Annotated in this window: 20 protein-coding genes, 1 tRNA gene and 1 pseudogene; 17 read left to right on the top strand and 5 right to left on the bottom strand. The window is 38.6% G+C overall.

Annotation, left to right across the window (positions count from 1 at the left end; genetic code table 11):
- The first annotated feature begins 156 nt into the window (after positions 1 to 156).
- The 7 genes from EYS08_RS20265 to EYS08_RS20295 all read left to right on the top strand — a co-directional run bounded on the left by EYS08_RS20265 (position 157) and on the right by EYS08_RS20295 (position 8,458).
- Positions 157 to 993, top strand: coding sequence for an alpha/beta fold hydrolase (locus EYS08_RS20265; protein WP_131031824.1), 837 nt, complete (start codon positions 157 to 159; stop codon positions 991 to 993).
- A gap of 580 nt (positions 994 to 1,573) precedes the next feature.
- On the top strand, positions 1,574 to 2,194 hold the full coding sequence (locus tag EYS08_RS20270) for a peptidase M16 family protein (protein ID WP_131031825.1): 621 nt from the start codon (positions 1,574 to 1,576) through the stop codon (positions 2,192 to 2,194).
- 153 nt (positions 2,195 to 2,347) lie between these two features.
- The gene (locus EYS08_RS20275; protein ID WP_131031826.1) at positions 2,348 to 3,697 is read left to right on the top strand and encodes a M28 family metallopeptidase; all 1,350 of its coding nucleotides are present in this window, start codon (positions 2,348 to 2,350) and stop codon (positions 3,695 to 3,697) included.
- 44 nt (positions 3,698 to 3,741) lie between these two features.
- A complete protein-coding gene (locus tag EYS08_RS20280) occupies positions 3,742 to 4,215 on the top strand; it encodes a TspO/MBR family protein (protein WP_131031827.1) in 474 nt (157 codons plus the stop codon).
- Positions 4,216 to 4,263: 48 nt separating this feature from the next.
- Positions 4,264 to 6,561, top strand: a complete 2,298-nt coding sequence (locus EYS08_RS20285) for a patatin-like phospholipase family protein (RefSeq protein WP_244216006.1) — start codon at positions 4,264 to 4,266, stop codon at positions 6,559 to 6,561.
- A complete protein-coding gene (locus tag EYS08_RS20290) occupies positions 6,558 to 7,088 on the top strand; it encodes a hypothetical protein (protein WP_131031828.1) in 531 nt (176 codons plus the stop codon). Before EYS08_RS20285 ends, EYS08_RS20290 begins: the two co-directional genes overlap by 4 nt.
- 800 nt (positions 7,089 to 7,888) lie before the next feature.
- Positions 7,889 to 8,458, top strand: a complete 570-nt coding sequence (locus EYS08_RS20295) for a 2'-5' RNA ligase family protein (protein WP_131031829.1) — start codon at positions 7,889 to 7,891, stop codon at positions 8,456 to 8,458.
- A 1-nt stretch (position 8,459) separates the two neighbouring features.
- Here the strand turns inward: EYS08_RS20295 and tamL are convergent, their stop codons facing one another.
- Complete coding sequence (gene tamL, locus EYS08_RS20300; RefSeq protein ID WP_131031830.1) at positions 8,460 to 10,886, bottom strand: translocation and assembly module lipoprotein TamL; 2,427 nt, start codon at positions 10,884 to 10,886, stop codon at positions 8,460 to 8,462.
- Here tamL and EYS08_RS20305 point away from each other — a divergent pair.
- From EYS08_RS20305 to EYS08_RS20320, 4 genes are all read left to right on the top strand, one after another.
- Entirely contained in the window at positions 10,877 to 11,623 is a 747-nt protein-coding gene (locus tag EYS08_RS20305; protein WP_131031831.1) for a TrmH family RNA methyltransferase, read from the top strand. The two genes, tamL and EYS08_RS20305, sit on opposite strands and share 10 nt — an antisense overlap.
- Before the next feature lie 59 nt (positions 11,624 to 11,682).
- Positions 11,683 to 11,756: transfer RNA gene (locus EYS08_RS20310), tRNA-Cys, on the top strand.
- Between the two features lie 34 nt (positions 11,757 to 11,790).
- Positions 11,791 to 11,961 carry a hypothetical protein gene (locus tag EYS08_RS20315; RefSeq protein WP_029275070.1) on the top strand — a complete coding sequence of 57 codons (171 nt, stop codon included), beginning with the start codon at positions 11,791 to 11,793 and terminating at the stop codon, positions 11,959 to 11,961.
- Positions 11,962 to 12,076: 115 nt separating this feature from the next.
- Positions 12,077 to 12,742: a DNA alkylation repair protein gene (locus EYS08_RS20320; protein WP_131031832.1), complete on the top strand. Its 666-nt coding sequence runs from the start codon at positions 12,077 to 12,079 to the stop codon at positions 12,740 to 12,742.
- Positions 12,743 to 12,977: 235 nt separating this feature from the next.
- Here the strand turns inward: EYS08_RS20320 and EYS08_RS20325 are convergent, their stop codons facing one another.
- From EYS08_RS20325 to EYS08_RS20335, 3 genes are all read right to left on the bottom strand, one after another.
- A complete protein-coding gene (locus EYS08_RS20325) occupies positions 12,978 to 14,006 on the bottom strand; it encodes a quinone-dependent dihydroorotate dehydrogenase (RefSeq protein ID WP_131031833.1) in 1,029 nt (342 codons plus the stop codon).
- Positions 14,007 to 14,145: 139 nt separating this feature from the next.
- Entirely contained in the window at positions 14,146 to 14,796 is a 651-nt protein-coding gene (locus EYS08_RS20330) for an NAD(P)-dependent oxidoreductase (protein WP_131031834.1), read from the bottom strand.
- 68 nt (positions 14,797 to 14,864) lie between these two features.
- On the bottom strand, positions 14,865 to 15,275 hold the full coding sequence (locus EYS08_RS20335) for an RrF2 family transcriptional regulator (protein WP_131031835.1): 411 nt from the start codon (positions 15,273 to 15,275) through the stop codon (positions 14,865 to 14,867).
- 347 nt (positions 15,276 to 15,622) lie between these two features.
- Between EYS08_RS20335 and EYS08_RS20340 the strand changes: the two genes are divergently transcribed.
- The 6 genes from EYS08_RS20340 (at position 15,623) to EYS08_RS20365 (ending at position 23,808) form a co-directional block, all read left to right on the top strand.
- A complete protein-coding gene (locus EYS08_RS20340; protein WP_131031844.1) occupies positions 15,623 to 17,527 on the top strand; it encodes an ABC-F family ATP-binding cassette domain-containing protein in 1,905 nt (634 codons plus the stop codon).
- A 389-nt stretch (positions 17,528 to 17,916) separates the two neighbouring features.
- On the top strand, positions 17,917 to 19,194 hold the full coding sequence (locus tag EYS08_RS20345; protein WP_131031836.1) for a type IX secretion system plug protein: 1,278 nt from the start codon (positions 17,917 to 17,919) through the stop codon (positions 19,192 to 19,194).
- A 339-nt stretch (positions 19,195 to 19,533) separates the two neighbouring features.
- Positions 19,534 to 20,499, top strand: a complete 966-nt coding sequence (locus EYS08_RS20350; protein WP_131031837.1) for a formylglycine-generating enzyme family protein — start codon at positions 19,534 to 19,536, stop codon at positions 20,497 to 20,499.
- Between the two features lie 34 nt (positions 20,500 to 20,533).
- Positions 20,534 to 21,853 (top strand): Gfo/Idh/MocA family oxidoreductase, encoded by a 1,320-nt coding sequence (locus tag EYS08_RS20355; protein WP_131031838.1) that lies wholly within the window; start codon positions 20,534 to 20,536, stop codon positions 21,851 to 21,853.
- A gap of 10 nt (positions 21,854 to 21,863) precedes the next feature.
- The gene (locus EYS08_RS20360) at positions 21,864 to 22,859 is read left to right on the top strand and encodes an FAD:protein FMN transferase (protein WP_131031839.1); all 996 of its coding nucleotides are present in this window, start codon (positions 21,864 to 21,866) and stop codon (positions 22,857 to 22,859) included.
- Between the two features lie 25 nt (positions 22,860 to 22,884).
- Positions 22,885 to 23,808, top strand: a complete 924-nt coding sequence (locus EYS08_RS20365) for a hydroxypyruvate isomerase family protein (RefSeq protein ID WP_131031840.1) — start codon at positions 22,885 to 22,887, stop codon at positions 23,806 to 23,808.
- 241 nt (positions 23,809 to 24,049) lie between these two features.
- On the opposite strand, the pseudogene EYS08_RS25860 reads toward EYS08_RS20365, so the two are convergent.
- Positions 24,050 to 24,347, bottom strand: a pseudogene (locus EYS08_RS25860) (hypothetical protein); the annotation flags it as partial.

Below are 24,347 nucleotides of genomic sequence, written 5' to 3' on the forward strand. Positions count from 1 at the left end.
CAACTTAATCGTTTTAGTATAGATATAACGCAAGATAACAATTAAGTGCAAAACATAAAATATTCTCTAATTAGTAATGCATTTCGTTCATTATTTATTTTTTTTAAAAAAACACCTAACATTACTTAACTTAACATAGAATTAAAGCCAAACATTTTGCATCCTATACTCATCAGAAACAATGTAAAAATCCTTGGTGAAGGTAGCCAGGTAATTGTATTTGCCCATGGCTTCGGCTGTGCCCAAAGTTCTTGGAAATTTATTACAGATGCTTTTCTGAATGACTACAAGGTAATACTATTTGATTATGTTGGATCGGGCGATTCAGACCTAAGCCAATACGACCAACGGAAATATGCTACACTCGAAGGATATGCCTGTGATGTAATCGATATTATAGAAGCACTTGATTTAAACAACATTATTTTTGTTGGTCACTCGGTAAGCAGTATGATTGGTATGATTGCCGCATTACAGATGCCAGAAGCATTTAAAAAACTAGTTTTTATTGGCCCATCACCAAGATATTTAAATGATCGTGATTATATTGGTGGATTTAATGCAGAAGATATTGAAACTATATTTGAGCACATAGCAGATGATTATGTAGCCTGGAGCAAACAATTGGCACCAGTAGTGATGAATACCCCTTTAAAACCCGAATTAGCTGATTTTTTACAGGAATGTTTTGAGGCTACCGATCCAAGTGTTGCCCTGGCCTTTGCAATGGCTACTTTTAAGGCCGATTATAGAGACAAATTAAAAAACCTCGGCGTGCCAAGCCTTACCCTGCAAAGTTCGAACGACATGATGGCTCCTTTATCAGCCGGCGAATTTATCCATAAAAATACACCAGAAAATTTTTTGGTTGTAATGAAAGCCACAGGGCATTTTCCGCACATTAGCGAACCAGAAGAAACCATCAGGGAAATAAAAGACTTTATTGAAGATATCCGTTTAAAATCGGGATCTGATCACCTGTATGCCTCCTAATGATTTTTCAACCATCAATAAATTAAAAATCTTTGAGCAAAGAAAATTACAGGTTATTGCTCTAAAAACACCTTGCTACTTCTTTAGCCTTTTCGCAGGTTACGGTAATCAACTTTACCCATATTTATATTGATCTGCAGTAAAATGATCATCCTCAATAGCTTGCAGGTGTGGTGCTCAGTTTAGCATCTAACCCCATTACGTAAATGGTTGAAAGCATTTTATGTGCAATCCGTACATTCAGCGATCATTTTTAAACTGGATCAACCTAAAAAGGGTGACTTGCTATGCACCTGGCGATTACATGATCATCAACTATTAAACAATCCATTACGATCAGATTATCGTTGCGATTATAATTTAACATAACCTGGAGGAATATTTTTGCAAAATAATAATGAACAAAATGAACAAAATATATATTTGTAAAAAATATACCCTCATTTTCAAAGCCCGCACCACCCCATTCGTCTAATATCCTTGCCTTTCCAAAGACTAAATATAGTCAAAATAAGCACTAAGAAGTATATTTATAACGCGTTAAACAGAAAATCATAAAAAATAAAAATAAAAAAACAAAATGAACAAAATTAAAACAATTGCATTCACTGCATTAAGTATCTTATCCGTTTACAATGCGAAAGCTCAAAACTTTAAAGAGCCTGTTAGCTATAAACTTAAGAATGGCATGAATATCATTATTTCAGAGAACGAACGTTCGCCGAAAGCATATTCTAGCTTTACCTTAGATACGAAGGCCTTTGAGGGCAAAAAAGATGGCATAGTGGAGTTGTTAAATGCAGTTTTAAATGAAAACGTAAATAAAAACTCAAATATTAGCTTTAAGGATAACAGCGGTAAACTTACTACATTAAATGCTGATCTTGAGAAAGATCTGGCAACAATGGCTTCAGTAATTCAACATGCAAGCTTCGATCAAAAAACTTTTAATACAGCTAAAGCTAAATTAATTGCCAGTTTAAAACTACAGGATTACGATTATGACCAAACGGTAAATGAAAATTCGATTAATGCATTAACCCTGGCCGATGTTAAAAACTTTTATAGCCAGCTTTCTCCAGAAAAAACATTTTTAACCATTGCCGGAGATGTTGAACTAAATACAGCCAAAGCTTCAGCTAAAAAAGCTTTTGGTAACTGGAACCGGACACAAGAACTTGCATTAACTGTGGCAAGGTAATATTAAAATTAAGCCTAGGCCCTTTGATTAGTTTCGAAGGGCTTTTTTTATGCCCAAAATGTTACAAGAGATTAGGTTTAAACCGCCTGTATTCAAGGAATCATTCAATATATTCGTTTTAAATAAAATCATTATTTCTGAAAAAACCGACAGATGAAAAAAAGCTACTCACTCCTACTTCTTTTTACCATAAGTTTATCGCTACAGGCACAAGTTGTGGTTAACCGAAATCAGGATATTGATAAAATGGTTAAGGCTGTAAACCAGGATTCGCTAAAATCATATATCAGTAAAATGGTTTCTTTCGGAACAAGAAATACGCTTAGTGATATTAAAAGTAAAACAAAAGGAATTGGAGCTGCCAGAAATTGGGTCGTAAATAAGTTTAATCATTTTGCCAAGCAAAGTGATGGCAGGCTTACTGCATATCTGGATACCATTACATTTAAACCCGATGGTAAAAGAATAGATCAGCCTACACTTTTGGGCAATGCTGTAGCCGTGCTAAAAGGTACTAATGCAAACGACAAACGTGTTTATGTGGTGAGCGGACACCTCGATAGCCGGGTTACCGATGTAATGAACAGAACCAGTGATGCACCTGGCGCCAATGATGATGGTAGTGGCGTTGCGGGCGTAATTGAGGCTGCGAGAATTATGAGTCAATATAAATTTTCTGCCACCATAATTTTTGTAGCCGTAAGCGGTGAAGAACAATCGTTATTAGGCTCTGGTTTTATGGCTGCAAAAGCAAAAAAAGAAAACTGGGCTGTAGATGCCATGTTAAATAATGATATGATTGGCAACAACAACAGTAGCGAAACACAAATCATCGATAATACCAGGCTCCGTGTATTTAGTGAGGGTTTACCCAGCTTCGATCTGGATAAAAATGCGAAGAGCATCCATCAGTTTGGCTTAGAGAACGATGGTAAAAGCCGTCAGTTGGCACGATATGTTAAAGAAATAGGCGAGCGTTATGTAGATCAGTTAGAAGTTAAATTAATTTACAGGAACGATAGATTTCTCCGTGGCGGAGACCATACCCCATTCGTAGAAAATGGATTTACAGCGGTGCGCATAACTGAAATGAACGAAAACTTCGATCACCAGCACCAAGACCCTAGAACTGAGAAAGGCGTTAGGTATGGCGATCTTCAGGAATTTATGGATTTCGAGTATCTGCGTAAAAACACAGGTGTAAACATTGCGGTGCTGGCCAATCTTGCGAAAGCCCCATCTTCTCCTACCGAAGTAAAAGTGGATGTAAAAAACTTAAGCAATTCTACTTATTTATATTGGAAAGCACCGGTTAATGGCACAGTAAAAGGTTATTATGTATTGATGCGCGAAACTAGTAGCCCGGTTTGGGAAAAGAAATTTTTTACCTCTTCAACCGAATTGAGATTACCCTACAGTAAAGACAATTATTTATTTGCAGTACAAAGCGTTGGGAATGATGACAATGAGAGTTTACCTGTGGTACCAGGCATTGGCCGGTAATAAAACATTTAGAATTTTCCATTGTTTAAACTCAAATTTATAATATGAAATTTAAACCGGTAGCTTTTGTTATCAATATTGCCATCACATTGGGTGTTAGTGCCCTTGGTTCGTGGGCAACGATTCAATCTGTTAAAACATGGTATCGTACAATAAATAAACCTTCTTTCAATCCGCCTGACTGGCTTTTTGGACCTGTTTGGACTACACTTTATGTACTTATTGGCATTGCGGCCTATCTGGTATGGGTAAGGCGCGATAAAATTATTCATTTCCCACGGACAGTGGCCATTTACCTTATTCAGTTAATTTTAAATTTAGCCTGGTCATTTATTTTCTTTTACCTGCATGAGATAGGATTTGCCCTGGCCGAAATTATACTGTTGCTAATTATTATTGCAATTAATGGTTTAGTTTTTTATAAAATAAATAAATGGGCAGGACTGATTTTTATTCCCTATTTCCTTTGGGTAAGTTTTGCCACAATTTTAACTTATAACATTTTCATGTTGAACTAATTTAAAAGAAAACCCCTATTTTTAAGGGTGGTAACTTTTAAAAGATTTTTGCTGATCCTCTTCGTACTGTGCTGTAACCAATTGCGGGCGCAAAAGGTTGGCCTTGTGTTTAGCGGAGGTGGCGCTAAAGGATTGGCGCACATTGGCACATTAAAGGCTTTAGAAGAAAACCACATTCCTATCGATTACATTACCGGCACATCGATGGGTGGCATTGTTGGCGCCATGTACGCCGCAGGTTATAGCCCCGCACAGATCGAAAAAATTGCTTTAAGCAACGACTTTCAAAATTGGGTAAATGGACGATACACCAGCGATTATACCTATTATTTTCAGAAAAATGCGCCCAATGCCTCTATGCTCACTGCAAAAGTGGCTATTGATACAGGTTTTCACTTCAATTTCCGCTCTAACCTAATTAATGATATCCCATTAAATTTTGCTTTTCTCGAGCTCTTTTCGCAGGCTTCAGCCGTTTCTAAAGACAATTTCGATAATCTTTTTGTTCCCTATCGATGTATGGTTGCAGATGTGCTTTCGCAAAAAAGTATCACAGTAAGCAAGGGAAGTTTAGCAGAAGCAGTAAGGGCAACCATGACGGTTCCGATTATCTACCGGCCCATTAAACTGGATGGAAAGTATGTTTTTGATGGAGGGCTTTACAATAATTTCCCTGCTGATGTAATGGAAAGAGACTTTAAACCTGATTATGTGATCGGTGCCAATGTTTCTTCAAAAACCTATAACGAATACCCTAAAAACATCGACGATCGTTTAATGAACCGCTTTTTGGTATACATGTTTCTATCCAAATCAGATTCTACCATGATCGGAAAAAACGGTGTATACATCCAGCCCAATCTGGCTACTTATAGCGTAACTAATTTTGCGCCCGTAGAAGAGCTGATTAAAAAAGGCTATGATGCAACAATAGCCGATATGCCAAGGATTAAAGCCTTAATCAGCAAAAGAGTGAGCGATGAAGAACTGGCAAAAAGAAGGGAAAAATTTAATGCGAAAAAGCCAGATCTAAAATTCAGCAACATCATCGTAACCGGTGTAAACAGTCAGCAGAAAAAATATGTAGAAAGGCTTTTCAAAAGCGATAAAGTTACTTTTAACCTGCAAGATATTAAACGGGGGTATTACAAACTGGTTGCCGACCAAACTTTCGAAACCGTATATCCTAAAATTTCTTATCAGGCAGCAACAGACAGTTATACTTTTGAGGTGGTGGCACAGCCGAAAAAAAGCTTTAAACTCGAATTGGGCGGCAATATATCTACAAGGCCAATCAGCAATGTTTTTTTGGGTGCCCAGTACAATTACCTTAACCGAAAATCGTATACTTTTGGAACCAGCTTTTACTCTGGCCGCTTTTACGAATCGGTACAGGTTAATGGCCGGGTAGATTATCCAACCAGACTACCCTTGTTTCTGGCCGCGGAGTTAACCTATAATCACTGGAATTTTTATAATACAAGCCAGATATTTATCGAAAACCCACGCCCCATTTACATCGAACAATCAGACCGCAAGATTGACCTTATGATGGGAGTGCCTTTAAATTATAATACCAAAATTGTTCTCCACGCTACATTCATTAACAACAACGACCGTTACAGTCCAAATAATACTTTTGCCGTCGGCGATTTATTAGACCAAACCATATTTAATGGTTTCAGGGGCTCGTTAAACTTCGAAAAAAATTCGCTGAACAGAAAACAATATGCCACCAATGGCCAAAGCTTTTCGTTAAGTTTTAATTACACTACCGGTCGCGAAAATTATAATCCGGGCAATATTTTCCGCAACACCCCAGGTTTTGTTAAAATTCCGGGCAGTAGCCGGTTACATCATTGGGGCAGCATTAAACTCACCCAGGAAAACTACTTTTTACACCTTAAAAAATATACTTTGGGCTATATTATAGAAGGTGTTATTTCGAACCAACCCTTATTTAGCAACTATTATGCAACACTTTTAACCGCTCCGGCCTTTTACCCGCTGCAAGATAGCCGCTCGTTATTTCTTGATAAGTTTAGAGCAACCACCTATGCAGCTGGCGGAATAAAAAACATTTATAATTTTAAAAAAAATCTAGACTTTAGATTAGAAGGTTATTTATTTTTACCCCATAAAGAGTTTGAGCGGAATAACTTTCAGGATGTCGATTATGCAAAGGCCATTACAAAAATACGCTATGCGGGTACCGCAGGCTTGGTTTATCACTCACCGCTCGGCCCTGTAAGCTTGAGTTATAATTTATATAATGATGCAGTTAAAAGAAATGGTGTATTATTGCATATCGGTTATTTAATTTACAATAAACGTTCTATCGAATGAAACGAATCTTACTCTTGCTTTCGCTGTGTTTAATCGGGTTTTTCAGCCATGCACAAACCGCAGCAATCAATAATTTTCTGGTAAAAGAAAATTTGCTTAAAAACAATAAACTGGCCATAATAGCCGCCGATTCATCAAACAACCCCAACGAAAATATAAACGGAACATATACCTTTAGTGTAAGTGGTTTTACACAGGTATTAAAATTTAACGATGGCATAGCCGTGCTACCTTTACCAATCGATAAATCTACCTTCGTTTACATCAAACATCAAAACGACTCCGGCACCCACAGCAAACTGGTGTATGTGTATAAAAAAGATACTGATTTAAGTCCGTATCCCATAAATAGCTTATGGCTTTTCATTATTCCTATTATACTGGTTATTATTGCCTTTGCTTTCCGCAAACTGATCATATTTGTAGTAATTGTATTTCTGGTATTTGTATATTTTAACCACAGTAATGGCTTAAACCTTTCTACCTTTTTCGAAAGTATATTCGATGGATTAAAGAACCTCGTCTGATTTTCCTAGCTAAAATCGTCATTGCGAGGCACGAAGCAATCTTACTACTATGGGCTGAACTTCGCAAATAAATAAGACAATCCTAGCGATTGCTTTAAGATTGCTTCGTGCCTCGCAATGACGAGAAGCTCATTAAATTTGTTTTTTTTTAGAAAAGCAAGGCCTGTGGTGCTTCGGTTATACCAGTCTCGCCCTTTGCTTAATCCCGATAGATAAACTGGTAAATAAAAAGCACTTAAATCGGGATAACGCTGTCGGTCGGGTTTATTTTACTACAGATAGCAGCACAGTTGTAGCCTACTAAGCCAAGGTCGAGGCGAGATGCCGATTATTTCAATCGGCAGAAGCGGGAGCGGGACTACAGAGAACAATGACTTCTGCAATTGCCTTCCAATAAAAGAAGCTGAAGGATATGTTTTTAGCTTTTAAATATTAAAATCATCATCCGAAAGCTATAGGATGCGAGGCTGGACACAAGCGCGAGCCGAAGCAATCTTATGCCATAAATTCTCTTATTCTTTTTAGAAAAGCAAGGCCTGTGGTGCTTCGGTTATACCAGTCCCGCCCTTTGCTTAATCCCGACAGATAAACTGGTAAATAAAAAACACTTAATCGGGATAACGCTGCCGCTCGGGTTTATTTTACCACAGATAGCAGCACAGCTGTAGCCTCCTAAGCCAAGGTCGAGGCGAGATGCCGATATTCGCGCTCACGCTCGTTCTAAAGAGTGTGAAAATAACAAATCGTTTTTTAACGATTTATCATTGCTGTTTTACTAAAATTTTTAGTAAATTTGATTTATGGAAAATCTATTTTTAGTGTGTTTAGTCCCTCCTATTTCTGTTGTAGAAGACATAGACGAGATTAGGACATACATTTCAGAGAAATTTAGTGTGCATGAATCATTAAAACGGCCTGCACATATCACCTTATACCCGCCCGTAAAACTATCAGCTTACAATGTAGAAGAAAGATTTTTTAAAGCTTTAGCAGATGCTTCTTTCAGTCACCCCTTTATACAGGTACTCCGAAACTTCAATTCATTTCTGGAGCATACCTTTTATCTCGACGTTGAACAAAATGAGGGGTTAATGACGCTGGAAAAACAGATAACCAAAGCATTACACCCTTTAAAATTGATAGAGAAAAAAGAAAAATTCAATCCACATTTAACTTTGGCATTCAGAGATGTAAAACCACCCATTTTCAAACAGATTTCTACCGAATTTAAAGACCGGAAATTTAAACGCGAGTTCCAGGTTTCATCCTTTTCTGTTTACAAGCATACGGATAAAAGATGGCAACCCTTTAAAGAATTCTCTTTTAAAGATCCAAATACCAAACCTAAGGCATTAAGCCTTTTCGGTTAATTTAGAATGGCATACCAATACCAAAGTTGTACTGTATAAAACGATAGGTATCAGGCCCGTGTGTGGAGTTATAGCTATTTTTAAAGTCTCTGGCTCCAGATAAAAATTTGCTGATTACCCATTGGTCTGATCCCAAAAACTGAGGGTCTTTAAGTTTCAGTCCCACGTCAAATCTAAAAACAAAATACTGAACATCATACCTTAAACCAACACCTGTACCAATAGCAATTTGCTTAGCCAATTTACTAAGCTTAAACACGGTCAATTCATCCAACTCAGGGTATTCAAGTGTAATCGATTCCCCTCTGCGGATATTCCAGATATTACCGGCATCAACAAACGCGGCCCCTTTCAAAGTAGCCCCAAAAAATTTTCGGGCAACTGTAAACCTATATTCAAAATTAGTTTCTATCCGTAAAGTACCCAACTGATCTAGCCCAAAAACTGCCTTTCGCACTTCATCACTGGCAAGCACCTGTCTGTTATAATTACCGGGACCAATCGTTCTGGCCTGCCAGGCCCTCAAGCCGTTAGATCCACCGGCGAAAAATTGCTTTTCGAAAGGAATACCCGTTAATATCGAATTACCATAAGCATAGGCTAATCCGGTGTTTAAACGGGCAATAAACTGCCTTTCGCCACCCAAATGTTTATACCACCTAATATCCACCTCTGGCCTGGTGTACTGGTTAAAAGGCAAGCCTAATATCTTTGCTGGATCATTGTTTGCCGGATCATGCTTAGCACCTGTTAGCTTAGATATCCCTTGCAACATATTGCCCGCAATATCCATCCCTGCCCTTAAATAAACAAAAGTTCTCAGCTGGTTTAACTTATCGGCATTAAGCGTGTAAGTATATTTCATACCCAGTGTTAAATCCTTACGGTCGAGCAGTGAAGAATAATAAAGGTTGTTAAAACGGGTAATTGCATCCACTTTTGATGTATCAAGGTTACCAAAACGGTACTCAAAATTTAATGGGGTAAAAGAGTGGAGTTTAGACTTGGTTTCAAACCAATCGTAAGTAATGGAATTGATAAAAATCCTTCTTACCGAAACATCTTTTTGTAAGGCATAAATGTAACTGGTTGCAAAAGTAGTATGTGGCATTCCGTTGCCCCCTAAAACAGGGTTATAGAAGGGAATCATCAATCTTGGTACCGAAATGCTGGCACTGATTGAAAAATCGCGCTGATAAATATCACTGAAAACCTTGGCACCGTTACCGATACGCGATTGCAAACCACCTTTTACCTGGAGTTCAAATCGTTCCGCCCCTCTAAAAATATTGTTATTGGTATAGGTATTTCCGAGGGTAAACCCAACGGTACCTCCATTAAACGGTATCTCACCTTCAACTCGGTTACTCATTACCTTTTGGGGGGTGAGCAAAATGATCGCATTGATTTTATTTGAGGTACTGTCCCTTCTGAAATAATCGATCTTTACATTTTTAAAAACATTGAGCTCATATAAGCGATCGTAAGTGAGGTTTTCATTCCGGATATCATAAAGATCACCTTGCTTCAGAAAATCGTAACGAACGATTGGATTACGCCTGTAACGCTTAGAGAAATCGGTATAAATAATCCCGTTCAAAGTATCTTTGCTTAATTTATACCTTGCCGAATCGGGCAAACCATCAGGATTTGGCGCAATTAACAAATGTGTGTAACCAATATTAAACTGCTTATGTGGGCCATTTGCAGGATCTGTAACATTAAGATTCAAATCCATTTTATTAGTTTTAGAGCTTGCTTCGGCACCATATACATCAAAATTTACATAAGGTCTTAAGAAATAGAAATATCCATTTTCTTTCATAATGCGATAAATCTGCTCCCTTTCATAAGTTAGAGAGTCTTCATCGTACTGCATTCCCTTGTGTAAATGTGTTATTTTAGCCTTATTCGATTCGTAAAGGTTCCTAATATTTGCATTTGGTATCGAATCGGAAAGTTTCTCAATAAAATAAGCAGGCCCAGGTTTTGCACTGAACACAATTTCGGCCTTTTTATCCGCAACCTTTATGGCCGAGGTTACTTCGGCCTGACGGTAGCCTTTACTTTTTAAAAACTTCTGTATCTGTGTTCTGGAAATCTCGACCAATGTACTATCTAAAATAGCTGGTGGTGTACCAAATGGCTTAATATCGCTGGTTTTATACCGACCATCTTTTGTATTGAACAAATTATACATAGGCACATTGATACTCAACTTCGATGCTGGCCTGATATCTTTCTGAACATAATTGTAAGCCTGTTCTTCAAATTTAGCATCAACACTATCTATAGTTACCTTTTTCACTATCGATTGATAGTCGGCAATATACTTAGTTGATGAGCAGGCCTGAATTAAAACAATAATAAATAGTAATATTGCAGTGCTTTTCAGTTTAATATTTATTGAGTTTTGGTATGCTTTCAAAATCACAGATTAGTTTTATAAAGTCGTTACATCAAAAAAAATACCGTAAAGAACATAGTTTATTTATTGTTGAAGGTATAAAATCCATAAAAGAATTTTTTCAGTCAAGCTACCAGATCCATACTATATTTTACAACAGCGAACAATACAATTTGTTACCCAAATTGCCTGCAAATATAAACTTATTTGAAGTAAAGAACGCCGAATTAGATAAGATTAGTGCACTGCAAACGCCACAAGGCTTTTTAGCGCTCATTCATATCCCAAAAAACAGAGAATTAGCGCTAACAGCGCTAAAAAATCAGTTCACTCTGGTTTTAGATGGCGTTCAGGATCCTGGCAATATGGGTACCATTATCAGAACGGCAGATTGGTTTGGCTTTAAAAACATCATCTGCTCTACCGACTGTGTAGAAGTATTCAATCCAAAAACTGTACAGGCCACAATGGGCTCGTTGGCACGGGTAAATATTTATGAAGCAGATCTGCCAGCATTTTTGGAGAAAAATACCATCCCTGTATTTGGGGCATTATTAGATGGCGAATCGATTTACAAAACCCAATGGGGAACTGAAGGATTGGTGATTTTAGGCAATGAAGGAAAGGGAATATCGGCAGAAGTGATCAAAAAAATAAATAAACCGGTAACCATTCCGAGAATTGGGGAGGCCGAATCGTTAAACGTGGCCGTAAGTGCGGCAATCTTTTGTGCTGAGTTAGTGCGAGTTCGAAATTAAATTGAGATATTATTTGCGAGCTAACTAATAATTGCTATTTTTGCAGCCTTGAATTTAAGGGTCGAGTGGCCGAGTGGCTAGGCAGAGGTCTGCAAAACCTTCTACAGCGGTTCGAATCCGCTCTCGACCTCCATTTGTACAAATAAAATAATTAAAAGGTTATTACCATGGCAGTTACCAGATTAAAAAGAAAAGACAGAAGAAACAAAAATACAGCTCACCAGGAGGTAGCATTTTTAAAGAGAGCAACTAACATCGAGTTGGGAAGCCGCTCTGCACAACCTAAAAACGATCAATTAGCTAAAAACAATGCTGTTTTAGCTGCTTTGGCAAAATAGTTTTTAGAAATTTCTTCTTAAAGAATTTAAAGCATCCTTCTGATCAAAGGGTGCTTTTTTTATGCCTTAAAAATCTGGGGAATCTTTAAATTTGAAAACAGCGAAAGATAAAACCATGAATCTTACAGAAACTCTTTCAAAACTAGAATCACTCGGCGAAGAGAAAGTCCGCGCCATGCATATTAAGAACGGCGCCAGAGAAAACATTTTTGGTGTTAAAATGGGCGACATCAGGGCAATAGCCAAAAAGATCAAAACAGACCATGAGCTTGCACTTCAACTTTGGGAAACTGAAAATATTGATGCCCGACTGCTGGCCATCTTAATCCTTAAACCAAAAGCGCTTTCTGCGGCACAGATTGAGGAAATGGTAGCCTCAGAAAATTTTACCTGGGCAGCTGATTGGTTTTACAATTACATCGTTAAAGAATACCCTGATAAGGAACAGTTTAGGGAAAAGTGGATGAATTCGGAAAATATTATGCTGGCCCGTGCTGGCTGGAGCTTAACCAGCGGACGTATAGCCAGAGCACCTGAAGGGCTTGACATCCCAGCAATCCTTAATCGGATTGAAAAAGAAATGCCTAAAGTAGCAGCAGAAATCAAATGGACAATGAATACCGCATTGGCTCAGATTGGCATTAACCATGCTGATTATAGAGAAAGAGCCGTGACCATCGGCGAAAAACTTGGCATTTACCGCGATTATCCTGTTTCTAAAGGCTGCACTTCACCATTTGCACCCATATGGATTAATGAAATGGTAAGCCGGCAGAAGTAGTTATTTAGCCCGTAGTGAATGTAGTTAAGTTAAGGAGAAATATTACCAGCACAAACCTTTCATTATAAACCCGATAGTAGCGTAAAACCTGCAGGCGAGGAACGAGCCAAGGCTTTGAAGCGATAGCGGGACTATCATAGCCATGGAATACTGACATTCATTTCCAAAACCTGAAAATTAAAAATGGTCTGGTTACAATGCTTTCAAACTAATCAGTTTAAAGCCTAGATTACACTTAAACTAACTCTTTACAGATACTTTTAATCAGCCCTGGTCCCTCATATATAAAACCAGTATACAATTGAACCAAACATGCACCAGCATCTAATTTTTCTTTGGCATCTTTTGCCGAATGAATACCACCTACCCCAATAATTGGAAATGCTTTGTTCGATTTCTCCGAAAGATATCGGATTACTTCAGTGGAGCGTTCTTTGACAGGTTTACCACTCAAACCACCAGTTTGGGCAATCAAGTCTTTTTCTGTAGCTAAATTTTCTCTACTAATAGTTGTATTAGTGGCAATAATACCAGCAATTTTGGTTTCCGCCACAATTTCAATGATATCATCCAATTGTGCATCAGTTAAATCAGGAGCAATTTTCAACAAAATCGGACGTGAAATATCGTTTTTACGATTGCGTTGCTGTAAAGTATTGAGGATTTTTTTCAGCGGTTCTTTTTCCTGCAGCTCGCGTAAACCCGGGGTATTGGGCGAACTTACATTCACCACAAAATAATCGACCACATCAAAAAGGCGGTCGAAACATTTAATATAGTCGCTTACTGCATCTTCATTTGGAGTAGCCTTGTTTTTACCGATGTTTCCACCAACTACAATATCAGGGTGTTTATCTTTTAGCAAACGCAAACGCTCAGCCATTACATCTACGCCCTTATTGTTAAAGCCCATCCGGTTAATTAAAGCTTCATCATTAGGTAAACGGAACATACGGGGTTTATCATTTCCGGGTTGAGGCATTGGCGTTACCGTACCCACTTCGATAAATCCGAAGCCTAAATTACTTAGCGGCTCCACATATTCGCCATTTTTATCAAATCCGGCGGCCAAACCAACAGGATTTTTGAATTTTATGCCAAAAACCTCGCGTTCCAAACCTTTAATGTGTACATCAAAGCTGCTACGGATAATGGTTTTACCTAGTGGAAATTTATCATTAAACCATTTTAACCGCTTAACTACAAAATAATGTACGTTTTCAGGGTCAAATTTGAAGAATATTGGTTTAATAAGGCGATACATGGCACGAAGATAAGAACTTAATAGGAAAAAGGAAAATGGAGCAGTTATCAATTTTCAGTTACTAATGCCCAGTGAACCAATGGCCAATGAACCAGTAAACTAATGAACCATTTAACTGCCCCTCCTTAATCCTACACCCCTAGTATGCCGCTGTAAACTGCTCCTGGTGGTGTGCGTTATTCTCCAGCTCATCGGCAATAACAATTGCCAAATCTTCTACTGATAAAATAGAACGGCCTTCTTCATTAAAAACCGGACTTGTTTTACCCAAGCGGTATTTCCCGGTACGGCCGGTGGTGATGCCTTGATGCATTTCAATAGCCGGACTAAAAAATAACCAATCTAATTCCTTCTCCTGTTTTAGCGTATTAAAATAATCTCTTACTGCTGTTGCACCTGGCTTGTATTCGGCAGGGAAGTTCGGTCCATCTACAATTTGGTGACCATCAATCTGCAAAGTACCCGCTCCACCGATAAAAATGTAACGTTTAACGCCCGATGCTTTTACTGCAGCCTGAATAGCCTCTGCTCCCTGTACCGTATCGTTATATAAATTCGGATTGGTCCAGCCTGCGTTAAAAGCACTTACCACTGCGTCGGCATCTTTTAAAACCGCTGCTAATTTTTCAGTATCCAAAACATCGGCTGCGATTTTACTTACCTTATCATTGTTATTTTCAATTTTAGCGGTATCGCGTGCAATGGCAATCACTTCATTTCCACGGCTTACCAATTCGTTTAAAATGGCTTTGCCTACAAATCCAGAGGCTCCAATTAATGCTACTTTCATGTTATTTAATTTTTAAAATTTATAATTTAAATTGTAACATTTTTTATTACAGTTATGTTCAAAATTTTTTATTTAAAACCTGCACTAAACTCTTGTAATGTTTTAGATGAAAGATTCTTCACCAAAGCGGTTTCGGCTTCATCATATAAATCGTTTAAATGTTTGGTAATCTGTCTCCCTACCGGGCAATCGGGATTAGGTTCATTTCTGCTTCCGCCCAACAGGCTTTTTTGTTTAACCGCCCTATACACATCGCCCAGGTTAATATCAGCAGAATTTTTCGCCAGTGTAGACCCTCCACCCTTTCCTTCCTTGCTCTGTACAAAACCATGTTTATGTAGGTTTGCCAATTCTTTTCTTACCAAAACAGGATTACAGTTGATGCTTCTTGCAATATATTCAGAATTCAATAGCTGCCCCTTCACCTGATCGAGGAGTGTAAGGATGTGAAGCGATATAGAAAAATGACTGCTATTCATACTGTAACTATTTTTATTACAGAACAAAGATATGATAATTTTTATGCATCATAAAAATTTAACATCATTTAACCCTGTACTGACAATTGTAATGCGTTACCGTTTTACAGATCGATAAAATTTGAGGATATTGAGCAGATAAGCGTTATATCGGGCATCAATTTAAAACAGCAATAATTACTAAACAGGCACTTAAAAGCTTTTGTTTTTACAAAAATAGATTTTCAACGTTACTGCGATACCAATTAGCAAGTATGCTTTCCTTAAAACCAATTAATGTTGTTGGCTTATCCTATTTGACTTTCCAGCTGAAAAAAGCCTTTAAATTTCGTACTTTTGCAGCCGAAATGATTTCAATAAATAATTTAACCTTCCTGATTGGCTCAAGGGCCTTGTACGATGACGCGAACTGGCACATTAAACCTGGCGATAGAGCTGGTTTAATCGGCGCCAATGGAACAGGAAAATCAACACTTTTAAAAATAATTGTAGGCGAATATGCACCGAGTTCGGGTACTGTTTCCATGTCTAAAGACCTGAAAATTGGCTACCTAAACCAGGATTTACTTTCTTACGATTCGCACCATAGCATTTTGCATGTGGCCATGGAAGCTTTTGAGCGCCAAAACCAATTGCACGACGAGATTGAAGAGCTGCTAAAAAAAATCGAGACGGATTATAGCGAAGAGGTTTTATTTAAATTAAGCGATAAACAGCAAGAGTTTGAAGCTTTAGATGGCTATAACATCGAATACAGGGCAAATGAAATTTTAGCTGGTTTAGGTTTCAGTACAGCAGATCAATTGCGCCCGTTAAATACCTTCTCAGGGGGTTGGCGTATGCGTGTAATGCTGGCCAAAATATTATTGCAAACGCCTGATATCCTATTGCTGGATGAGCCTACCAACCACATGGATTTACCTTCCATTAAATGGTTAGAAAACTATTTAATGGGCTTTGAAGGTGCCATTGTAATTGTATCTCACGATAGGTATTTCTTAGATAAGATTGTAAACCGTACGGTCGAATCGCGCAAAGGTAAATTAACCGTATACGCGGGTAACTACAGCTTCTATGTTGAGGAAAAAGCCTTGCGTGGGGAAATCCAGAAGGGTGAATTTAAAAACCAACAGGCCAAAATTAAACAGGAAGAGCGTTTAATTGAGCGTTTTAAAGCGAAGGCGAGTAAGGCTAAAATGGCCCAATCGCGGATGAAGGCTTTAGATAAGATGGAACGTATTGATGATGTAGATGATGATAATCCAACCGTAAATTTCGCTTTCAAATTTTCTAAACCATCGGGCAGGCACGTGGTGCGCATAGAACATGCCAATAAGAGCTATCCAAATGTGCACATTTTAGACGATGCTGAGGGTGTAATTGAAAAAGGTGATAAAATTGCCTTGATCGGTGCAAACGGTAAGGGTAAATCTACTTTATTGAGAATGATTGCCGGAACCGAAAAGTTTGAAGGTTTTTGCGAAACTGGTCATAATGTCACCACCACTTTCTTTGCGCAGCACCAATTAGAGTCGCTGCATTTAGATAATTCGATTTTAGAAGAATTACAGGCATTTGCCCCAAAACATAGCGATACGGAATTACGTAGTATTTTAGGTTGCTTCCTTTTTACCGGCGACGATGTTTTCAAAAAAATCAAAGTGCTTTCAGGAGGAGAAAAATCACGTGTAGCCTTAGCTAAATCGTTAACTACAGATTCGAATTTCCTGATTCTGGATGAGCCTACCAACCACTTGGACATCCAATCGGTTAACATTCTGATTCAAGCATTACACCAGTTTGAAGGTACTTTTATTGCTGTATCCCACGATAGGTACTTTCTGGATAATGTGGCCAACAAAATCTGGTTTATCGAAGGCGGAAAAATTAAACAATACCCCGGTACTTATGCCGAATATGAAGAATGGAATAACAAAAGGATAATTCCTGTGGCTAAACCTATTCCAGTTAAAATGCCTGAGAAAAAAGAACAGCCAAAAGTTGTTACGCCAAATACAGCTAACCAATTAAAAAAGCTGAACGACGAACTGCAAAAAACAGAAAAGCTGATCACCGAACTGGAGCAGAACGTTAAAAATATTGAAGCAGAATTGGCTGATGAGAATGTTTACGCCAAAGCCGATAAACTAGCTGAAGCCAACAAACGTTACTTAACGACTAAACAGGAGTTAGACTCTAGCCAAAATAAATGGGAAAGTTTAGCTGCTGAAATTATGGAGCTGGAAGGATAATTTTAATGTGCACTCAGATGTTACCATCTGACTGTTAAGTGATCCTTAGAAAATCCAAAAAATAGAATTTGAATGCAAATTAAGATCAGTGTCAGATAGTAATATCTGACACCACGAGAGATTAATATTTCAAGTTATGTCATGCTGAGGCACGAAGCATCTGTTTCATAGGCTGCAGATGCTTCGTACCTCAGCATGACAGCATATTCAAGGTTGCTGTGAAAAGAAAAAACAACTGTATCATTCGTAATTATTTCCTTCTTAGATAGATCCCTCCACTACGGTCGGGATGACTATACGTCGTAAAATCTTCCGTGTCTATCCGTGCTTCCATGGCGATCATCCACAATTGGGTTTTGTCACCTCCCAATAAAACTTTACTTTTAGCCATGCAGAAAATATTAATTCCGATTTTATTTTTCATTTCTACCCTTGCATTTGCGCAAAACGACAAAACGTTTATCAACGAGAATAAAATTTATCTTCCAAATATTAAAACTGTACTTTGCTATAACAGCAATAAAGAGCAAAGTTTACCTGTTATTATGCTCAATTCGTCAGAAACAATCACTTTTTCTTTCGATGACCTACTTGCAGGCACCCAAAATTACTGGTACACCATTGAGCATTGTACCGCAGAATGGGAGACTTCGAAAATTTCGAGCATCGATTATTTAGGAAGTTTTAATGATGACCGCATTATCAATTATCGCTATTCTTCTAATACCACACGAAAATACACCCATTACGAAATCAGTTTACCCAATACTCAAATCCAACCAAAAATTGGGGGGAACTATGTGTTAAAAGTTTATTTAGATGGTGATAAAAACAAACCTGTTATTTCACAACGTTTCTACATCCTCGATAGTCAGGTTGCCGTAGCGGCAGAAGTAAACAATTCCATGCAGGTAGAAAACAGGAATTATAAACAAAAAATCAACTTTACCATTAACCATGCTTTTCCCATCCCGAACCCCTATCAGGATATAAAAGCAGTAGTGATGCAAAACTTCAATGCCAATACTATCCAGGTTAATACTAAACCAGCTTTTGTAAAACCAAACCAGTTGGTTTATAACGACCTCAATACAAATGATTTTTGGGGAGACAACGAATTTAGAAAATTTGACACGAGGAGTTTGCGTTACAAGGCCGATAATGTTAAAGATATTTATCGCGATAATCAATCCGTAAACGTCATGCTTTTTCAGGATGCCCCCAGAACTGTTGGTGCATTTGCCAATCAGTACGATGAAAACGGGAACTTTTTTATTCGCAATACCGACGGACGTGACGATAAAACAGAAGCAGAGTACATGAGTGTTTTATTTACATTAAATGCTCCTGCACCCAGCCCAAATGGCGATGCTTATGTTGTTGGCCGGTTTAACAATTATACCATGAGCAATGAAAATAAACTGCTCTATGATGCCAACAGGAAACAGTTTTACGGCAATGTGATACTTAAACAAGGCCTCTACGATTATGAGTTTGCCTGGTTTAATAAAGATACAAAGATAATAGAAAACAAGCCTTTCGAGGGTGCGTTCTTTCAGACTGAAAACAGCTATCAGATTTTCGTTTACTATCGCCGTCCCGGTGCGCGATGGGACACATTGGTGGGCTATACAAATTTGAGCAATAAGGTTGCCGATAGAAGATAAGTCAGCTTGCAATGATGATGCGTCGAAATTTAAAACAAACGATATAAGAAGTATAAGCTTAAATGACCTTATATTCCTTAAGTGGCAAAAAATCTTTTCCCTACAACACTCTTAGACAATTAATTATAAGTGACATCGATTTAAAAGATCTTCGCCAATTAGATCCTGAAACAAGTTCAGGATGACGATCGATTTAATTGTCAATTTGACTTTTAATATAACAATACTTACCTTTATTGTTACATAAATTTTCTTTGTTTTAAATGCGGTTATTTACTTTAGCGTTTCAGAAAGTAACCAGATAAACACCTAGAAAATAAGTGTATCTAACCAAAAATTATGTTTAAAAAGTTAATTGCCGTAGCATTAATCTCCTATCCTTGTGCACAGATTTCAGCACAAACTTCTAATGACTCGTACACACAATCCATTAATGGAACAAAATTAAAATTCGATATGCAGGCTATACCGGCAGGCAAATTTAAGATGGGAAATAAAACAGGTAAACCTGATGAACAACCCGTTCATGAGGTTAAACTGGATGCTTTCTGGATTGGAAAACATGAAGTAACCTGGGATATTTTCGAACCCTTTCTTTATCGAGATTACGAAAAACAAGCCAGCATAAGTGCTATTCCAGCCGAAGTGGATGCAGTAACCAGACCTACAAAACCCTATCTCGATATGACTTTTGGCATGGGCAAAGAGCACCAGCCAGCGGTAGCAATGACTCAATATAATGCCATCCAATTTTGCAAATGGCTTTATGTGCGTACAGGTATTTTCTACCGTTTACCAACAGAAGCAGAATGGGAATATGCCTGTAAAGCAGGTACAGAAACCAATTATTCTTTTGGCAATGATGCAACCAAATTAGGAGATTATGCCTGGTATAAAGACAATAGCGACAATAAAACACACCAGGTAGGACAAAAAAAACCAAATGCCTGGGGATTATTTGATATGTACGGAAACGTTAGCGAATGGACTTACGACCAATACATCGCTGATTTCTACAGTCAAAGCAAGGATAAAATCACTGAAAATCCTGTGGCAGTACCCGAAAAACTCTACCCAAATGTAGTTCGTGGGGGCTCTTATGATGAAACACCGAACAACCTGACATCAACAGTTAGGTTAGCGTCTGATCCATCATGGAAACAATTAGATCCACAGATCCCGAAAAGTAATTGGTGGTTCCCCGAAGCCCCATTTGTAGGCATGCGTTTAGTACGGCCAGCTAAAACGCCATCAAAAGCCGAAATTGATGCTTATTACAATAAACAACCTATAAAAGACTTTTAACCGACACTATCTAACCAAAATAAACACTAAACACATGAAAAAACCAATCAACCAACAAGAACGTCGCGATTTTTTAAAAGCGACAGCAATGCTCGCAGGCGGAGCAATGTTAAGCAGTATCCCATTGGCCGGAGCTTATGCTTCAGGATCAGACACGATTAAAATTGCCTTAATTGGCTGTGGCGACCGTGGAACAGGAGCCGCTTTCCAGGCCTTGAGCACTAAATTTAATATTAAATTGGTCGCTATGGCCGATGCTTTTCAGGATCGCTTAGACAGCAGTTACCAATCGTTAAGTTCGAAATTTGGCGCAAAGATGGATGTTCCAAAAGAACGCCAGTTTGTAGGTTTTGATGCTTATTTAAAAGCCATTCCATTAGCAGATGTTGTGCTATTAACAACTCCTCCTGGCTTCCGCCCGATCCATTTCGAAGAAGCGGTTAAACAGAACAAACAAATTTTTATGGAAAAACCTGTTGCTGTAGATGCACCGGGCATTAGAAAGGTATTGGCCGCAGCCGAAGAAGCCAAAAAGAAAAAATTAAATGTTGTAGTAGGTTTACAGCGCCGTTACCAGACCAACTATCTCGAGTCGATGAAACGCATTAACGATGGTGCAATTGGCGATATCATGTCGGGCCAGGTATACTGGAACAGTGGTGGCGTTTGGGTACGTCCGCGTAAAGCAAACCAAACCGAAATGGAATACCAAATGAGAAACTGGTATTATTTTAACTGGTTATGCGGCGATCATATCGTTGAGCAACATGTACACAATATCGATATCGCCAACTGGATAAAAAATGGGCATCCAGTTTCAGTACAGGGAACAGGCAGCCGGGCCTGGAGAACAGGAAAAGATTACGGAGAAATTTACGATAACCACTCTATCGAATTAACTTATGCAGATGGCGCCATAATCCATAGCCAATGCAGGCATTTCGAAGGTATCAGTAACCGTGTGGATGAATCTTTTCAAGGTACCAAAGGCAAGATTTATCTTTCAGGCAGTAATCAGGCCATTATGAAAGATTACAGTGGCAAAGAACTATATAACCACAATACCAAAGGAAACGCAAATCCTTACCAAACAGAGCACGACGAACTTTTCGATGCTGTTTCTAAGGGAGAATATAGATTCAGCAATGTAGACTATGCTGCTACAAGTACATTCTCGGCAATTATCGGTCGTTATGCCACTTACTCTGGCCAAACCATTAAATGGGATGAGGCTTTAGCTTCGGACATCAGTTTAATGCCGGAGCGTTTTGCCTGGGATGCTAACCCAAGGTTAATGCCTGATGAAAAAGGACTATACCCTATCGCCATGCCTGGACAAGCAAAGGTGATATAAAACTAAATTGATGCGTTATAGGTTTTTGCTTTTCCTTTTACCACTAATTTTTGCTTTCTCCTTGAAAAAAGAAGTGAGGCAATATAAAATCAATGGTTTTGCACAGGGAACCGATTATGCTATAATGTACTATGCCACTGATAGTTTAACCACTAAGGCAGGCATAGATAGTTTATTAAACGAAATTGATTTATCGATGTCGCTTTACAAAAAGGGATCATTGATAAATCAATTTAATTCGGCAGAAAAAGAAATCAAAACCGACCGTTTTATAAATGATGTGCTCAAAAGGAGTTTTGAGATCAATCGGGATACAAAAGGTGTTTTCGATATTACGGTTGCGCCATTGGTACAGGCCTGGGGTTTTGGGCCAAAAGAGGCAAAAAACGAGCCCGATCCAGCAGTCATTAAATCGATACTGGCCTGTGTGGGCATGAAAAACCTAAAACTAAAGAACGGCTTATTAAGCAAACTAAAGCCCTGCGTGCAGATCGATTTAAACGGAATTGCCCAGGGTTATAGTGTCGATTTAATTGCCGCTTATCTCGAAAAAAAAGGCATCAAGCAGTATGTGGCCGAATTGGGGGGCGAAATTCGGATTTCAGGACCTAAACCCAATGGCGAAACCATGAAGATCGGTATTGAAGGTCCGGACAAGGATGGAACGCCGGTAATCAGGCATATCGCCGCCATCAATTCAGGAGCAATCACCACCTCTGGTAACTACCGGAAATTCCACCAGAGCGGAAAGAAAAAGATTTCACACCTGATCGATTCTAAAACAGGTTATCCCCTAGACAATGAAATGATCAGCGTAACAGTATACGCTAATGATGCCATTACAGCCGATGGCTACGACAATGCCTTAATGGCCATGCATCTTAAAGATGCTATTGCTTTTGTAGAAAGCAGGAAAAATCTCGAAGCTTATTTTGTGTACCATCAAAAAGATGGCAAAGTAGCCGATACTCTAACAACAGGGTTTAAAAAATTAATTACACATTAATACCTATCCGTTTAAAACCAAACCGATGAAAAGAAGTGAATTTATAAGAAACAGCTTATTAACTGCTGGTGCAATAACTACAGGAGCCGGAATTACCAACACCTTTGCAGCTGAAAAGCAAAATACGTTAAGCGATAAGGTTTTTAACATGGACTATGCCCCACACCAGGGCATGTTCGAAAACCATGCGGGCAAGAGTTTTTTAGATCAGATCCAATTTATGTACGATAAAGGTTTCCGCTCTATCGAAGATAATGGCTACCTAAACCGTTCGATTGAAGAACAGACAAAAATTGGAAACCTACTGGCCAAACTGGGCATGCGCATGGGGGTTTTCGTTGTAGATGGTGGCGATAACTGGAAAACTTCTTTAACCACTGGCAAAAAGGAATTTAAAGACAAATTTGTAGAAACCTGCAAAAAATCGGTTGAAGCCGCGAAACGCTGTAATGCCAAATGGCTTACTGTAGTGCCTGGTTTTTACGAACGTAACTTACCTTACGGCAATCAATTTGCCAATGTAATTGATGCCATGCGAGCAGGGGCCGAAATTTTTGAACCCCACGGCTTGATTATGGTTTTGGAAACCTTGAGCGATACCCCGGAGCTTTTCCTTCAAAAAACAAATGAAACCTACGCCGTTTGTAAAGCGGTAAAAAGCCCTTCGTGTAAAATCCTTTATGATATTTACCACATGCAACGTACGGAAGGCGACTTAATTAAAACCATCGATCGTTGCTGGGATGAAATTGCCTACATCCAGATTGGTGATAACCCGGGCCGAAAAGAACCTACAACCGGAGAAATCAATTATAAAAACCTATTTAAGCACTTGCATAAAAAAGGTTATAAAGGTGTTATGGGCATGGAGCATGGCAATTCGAAAGGTGGAAAAGAGGGCGAATTGGCAGTTATTTCTGCTTACAGGGCTGAGGATAACTTTTTGTAATTAATAAAAATCGTCATTGCGAGAAGGAACGACGAAGCAATCTTTCATGTTAGTAATCCTTGCTATAAAGATTGCTTCGTCGGCTGAAAAAGCCTTCTCGCAATGACGATTTTCTTGTAGGAGATTCCCGTCTGCACGGGAATGACGCGTAAGGTTAAATCCATGCGTCATCCCCAACTTGATTGGGGATCTTAAAGCATTAAGCCGGGTTTGTAAGTTGCATTAGGATTCCCGTCTGCACCTATCGTGTGGACACATCTCTGTGGATATCCCAGCCCTGCATTGATGCTTTAAAATACTTGATGCCTATCCAAAGGGTTGTAATTCCTGGGTGTCTTTTACTTTCGTAGCCTTTCCATCCCCCAAGTCTGGCTATTGCCCATACATACCTCTTTAGGTCTTTTGCCTGATATGGGTTTTTCTGCTTTTGGGTTTTCCCTTCAAGACGGATTATCCGATGATCAAGAAACTCCTGTTCCTGTGCCGTAAAACAGGAATCTGCTGAGAGTTCTATCTCAGGCTCTGCATAGGAGAGTCTC

Source organism: Pedobacter kyonggii, from assembly GCF_004310665.1.
Taxonomy (GTDB): domain Bacteria; phylum Bacteroidota; class Bacteroidia; order Sphingobacteriales; family Sphingobacteriaceae; genus Pedobacter; species Pedobacter kyonggii.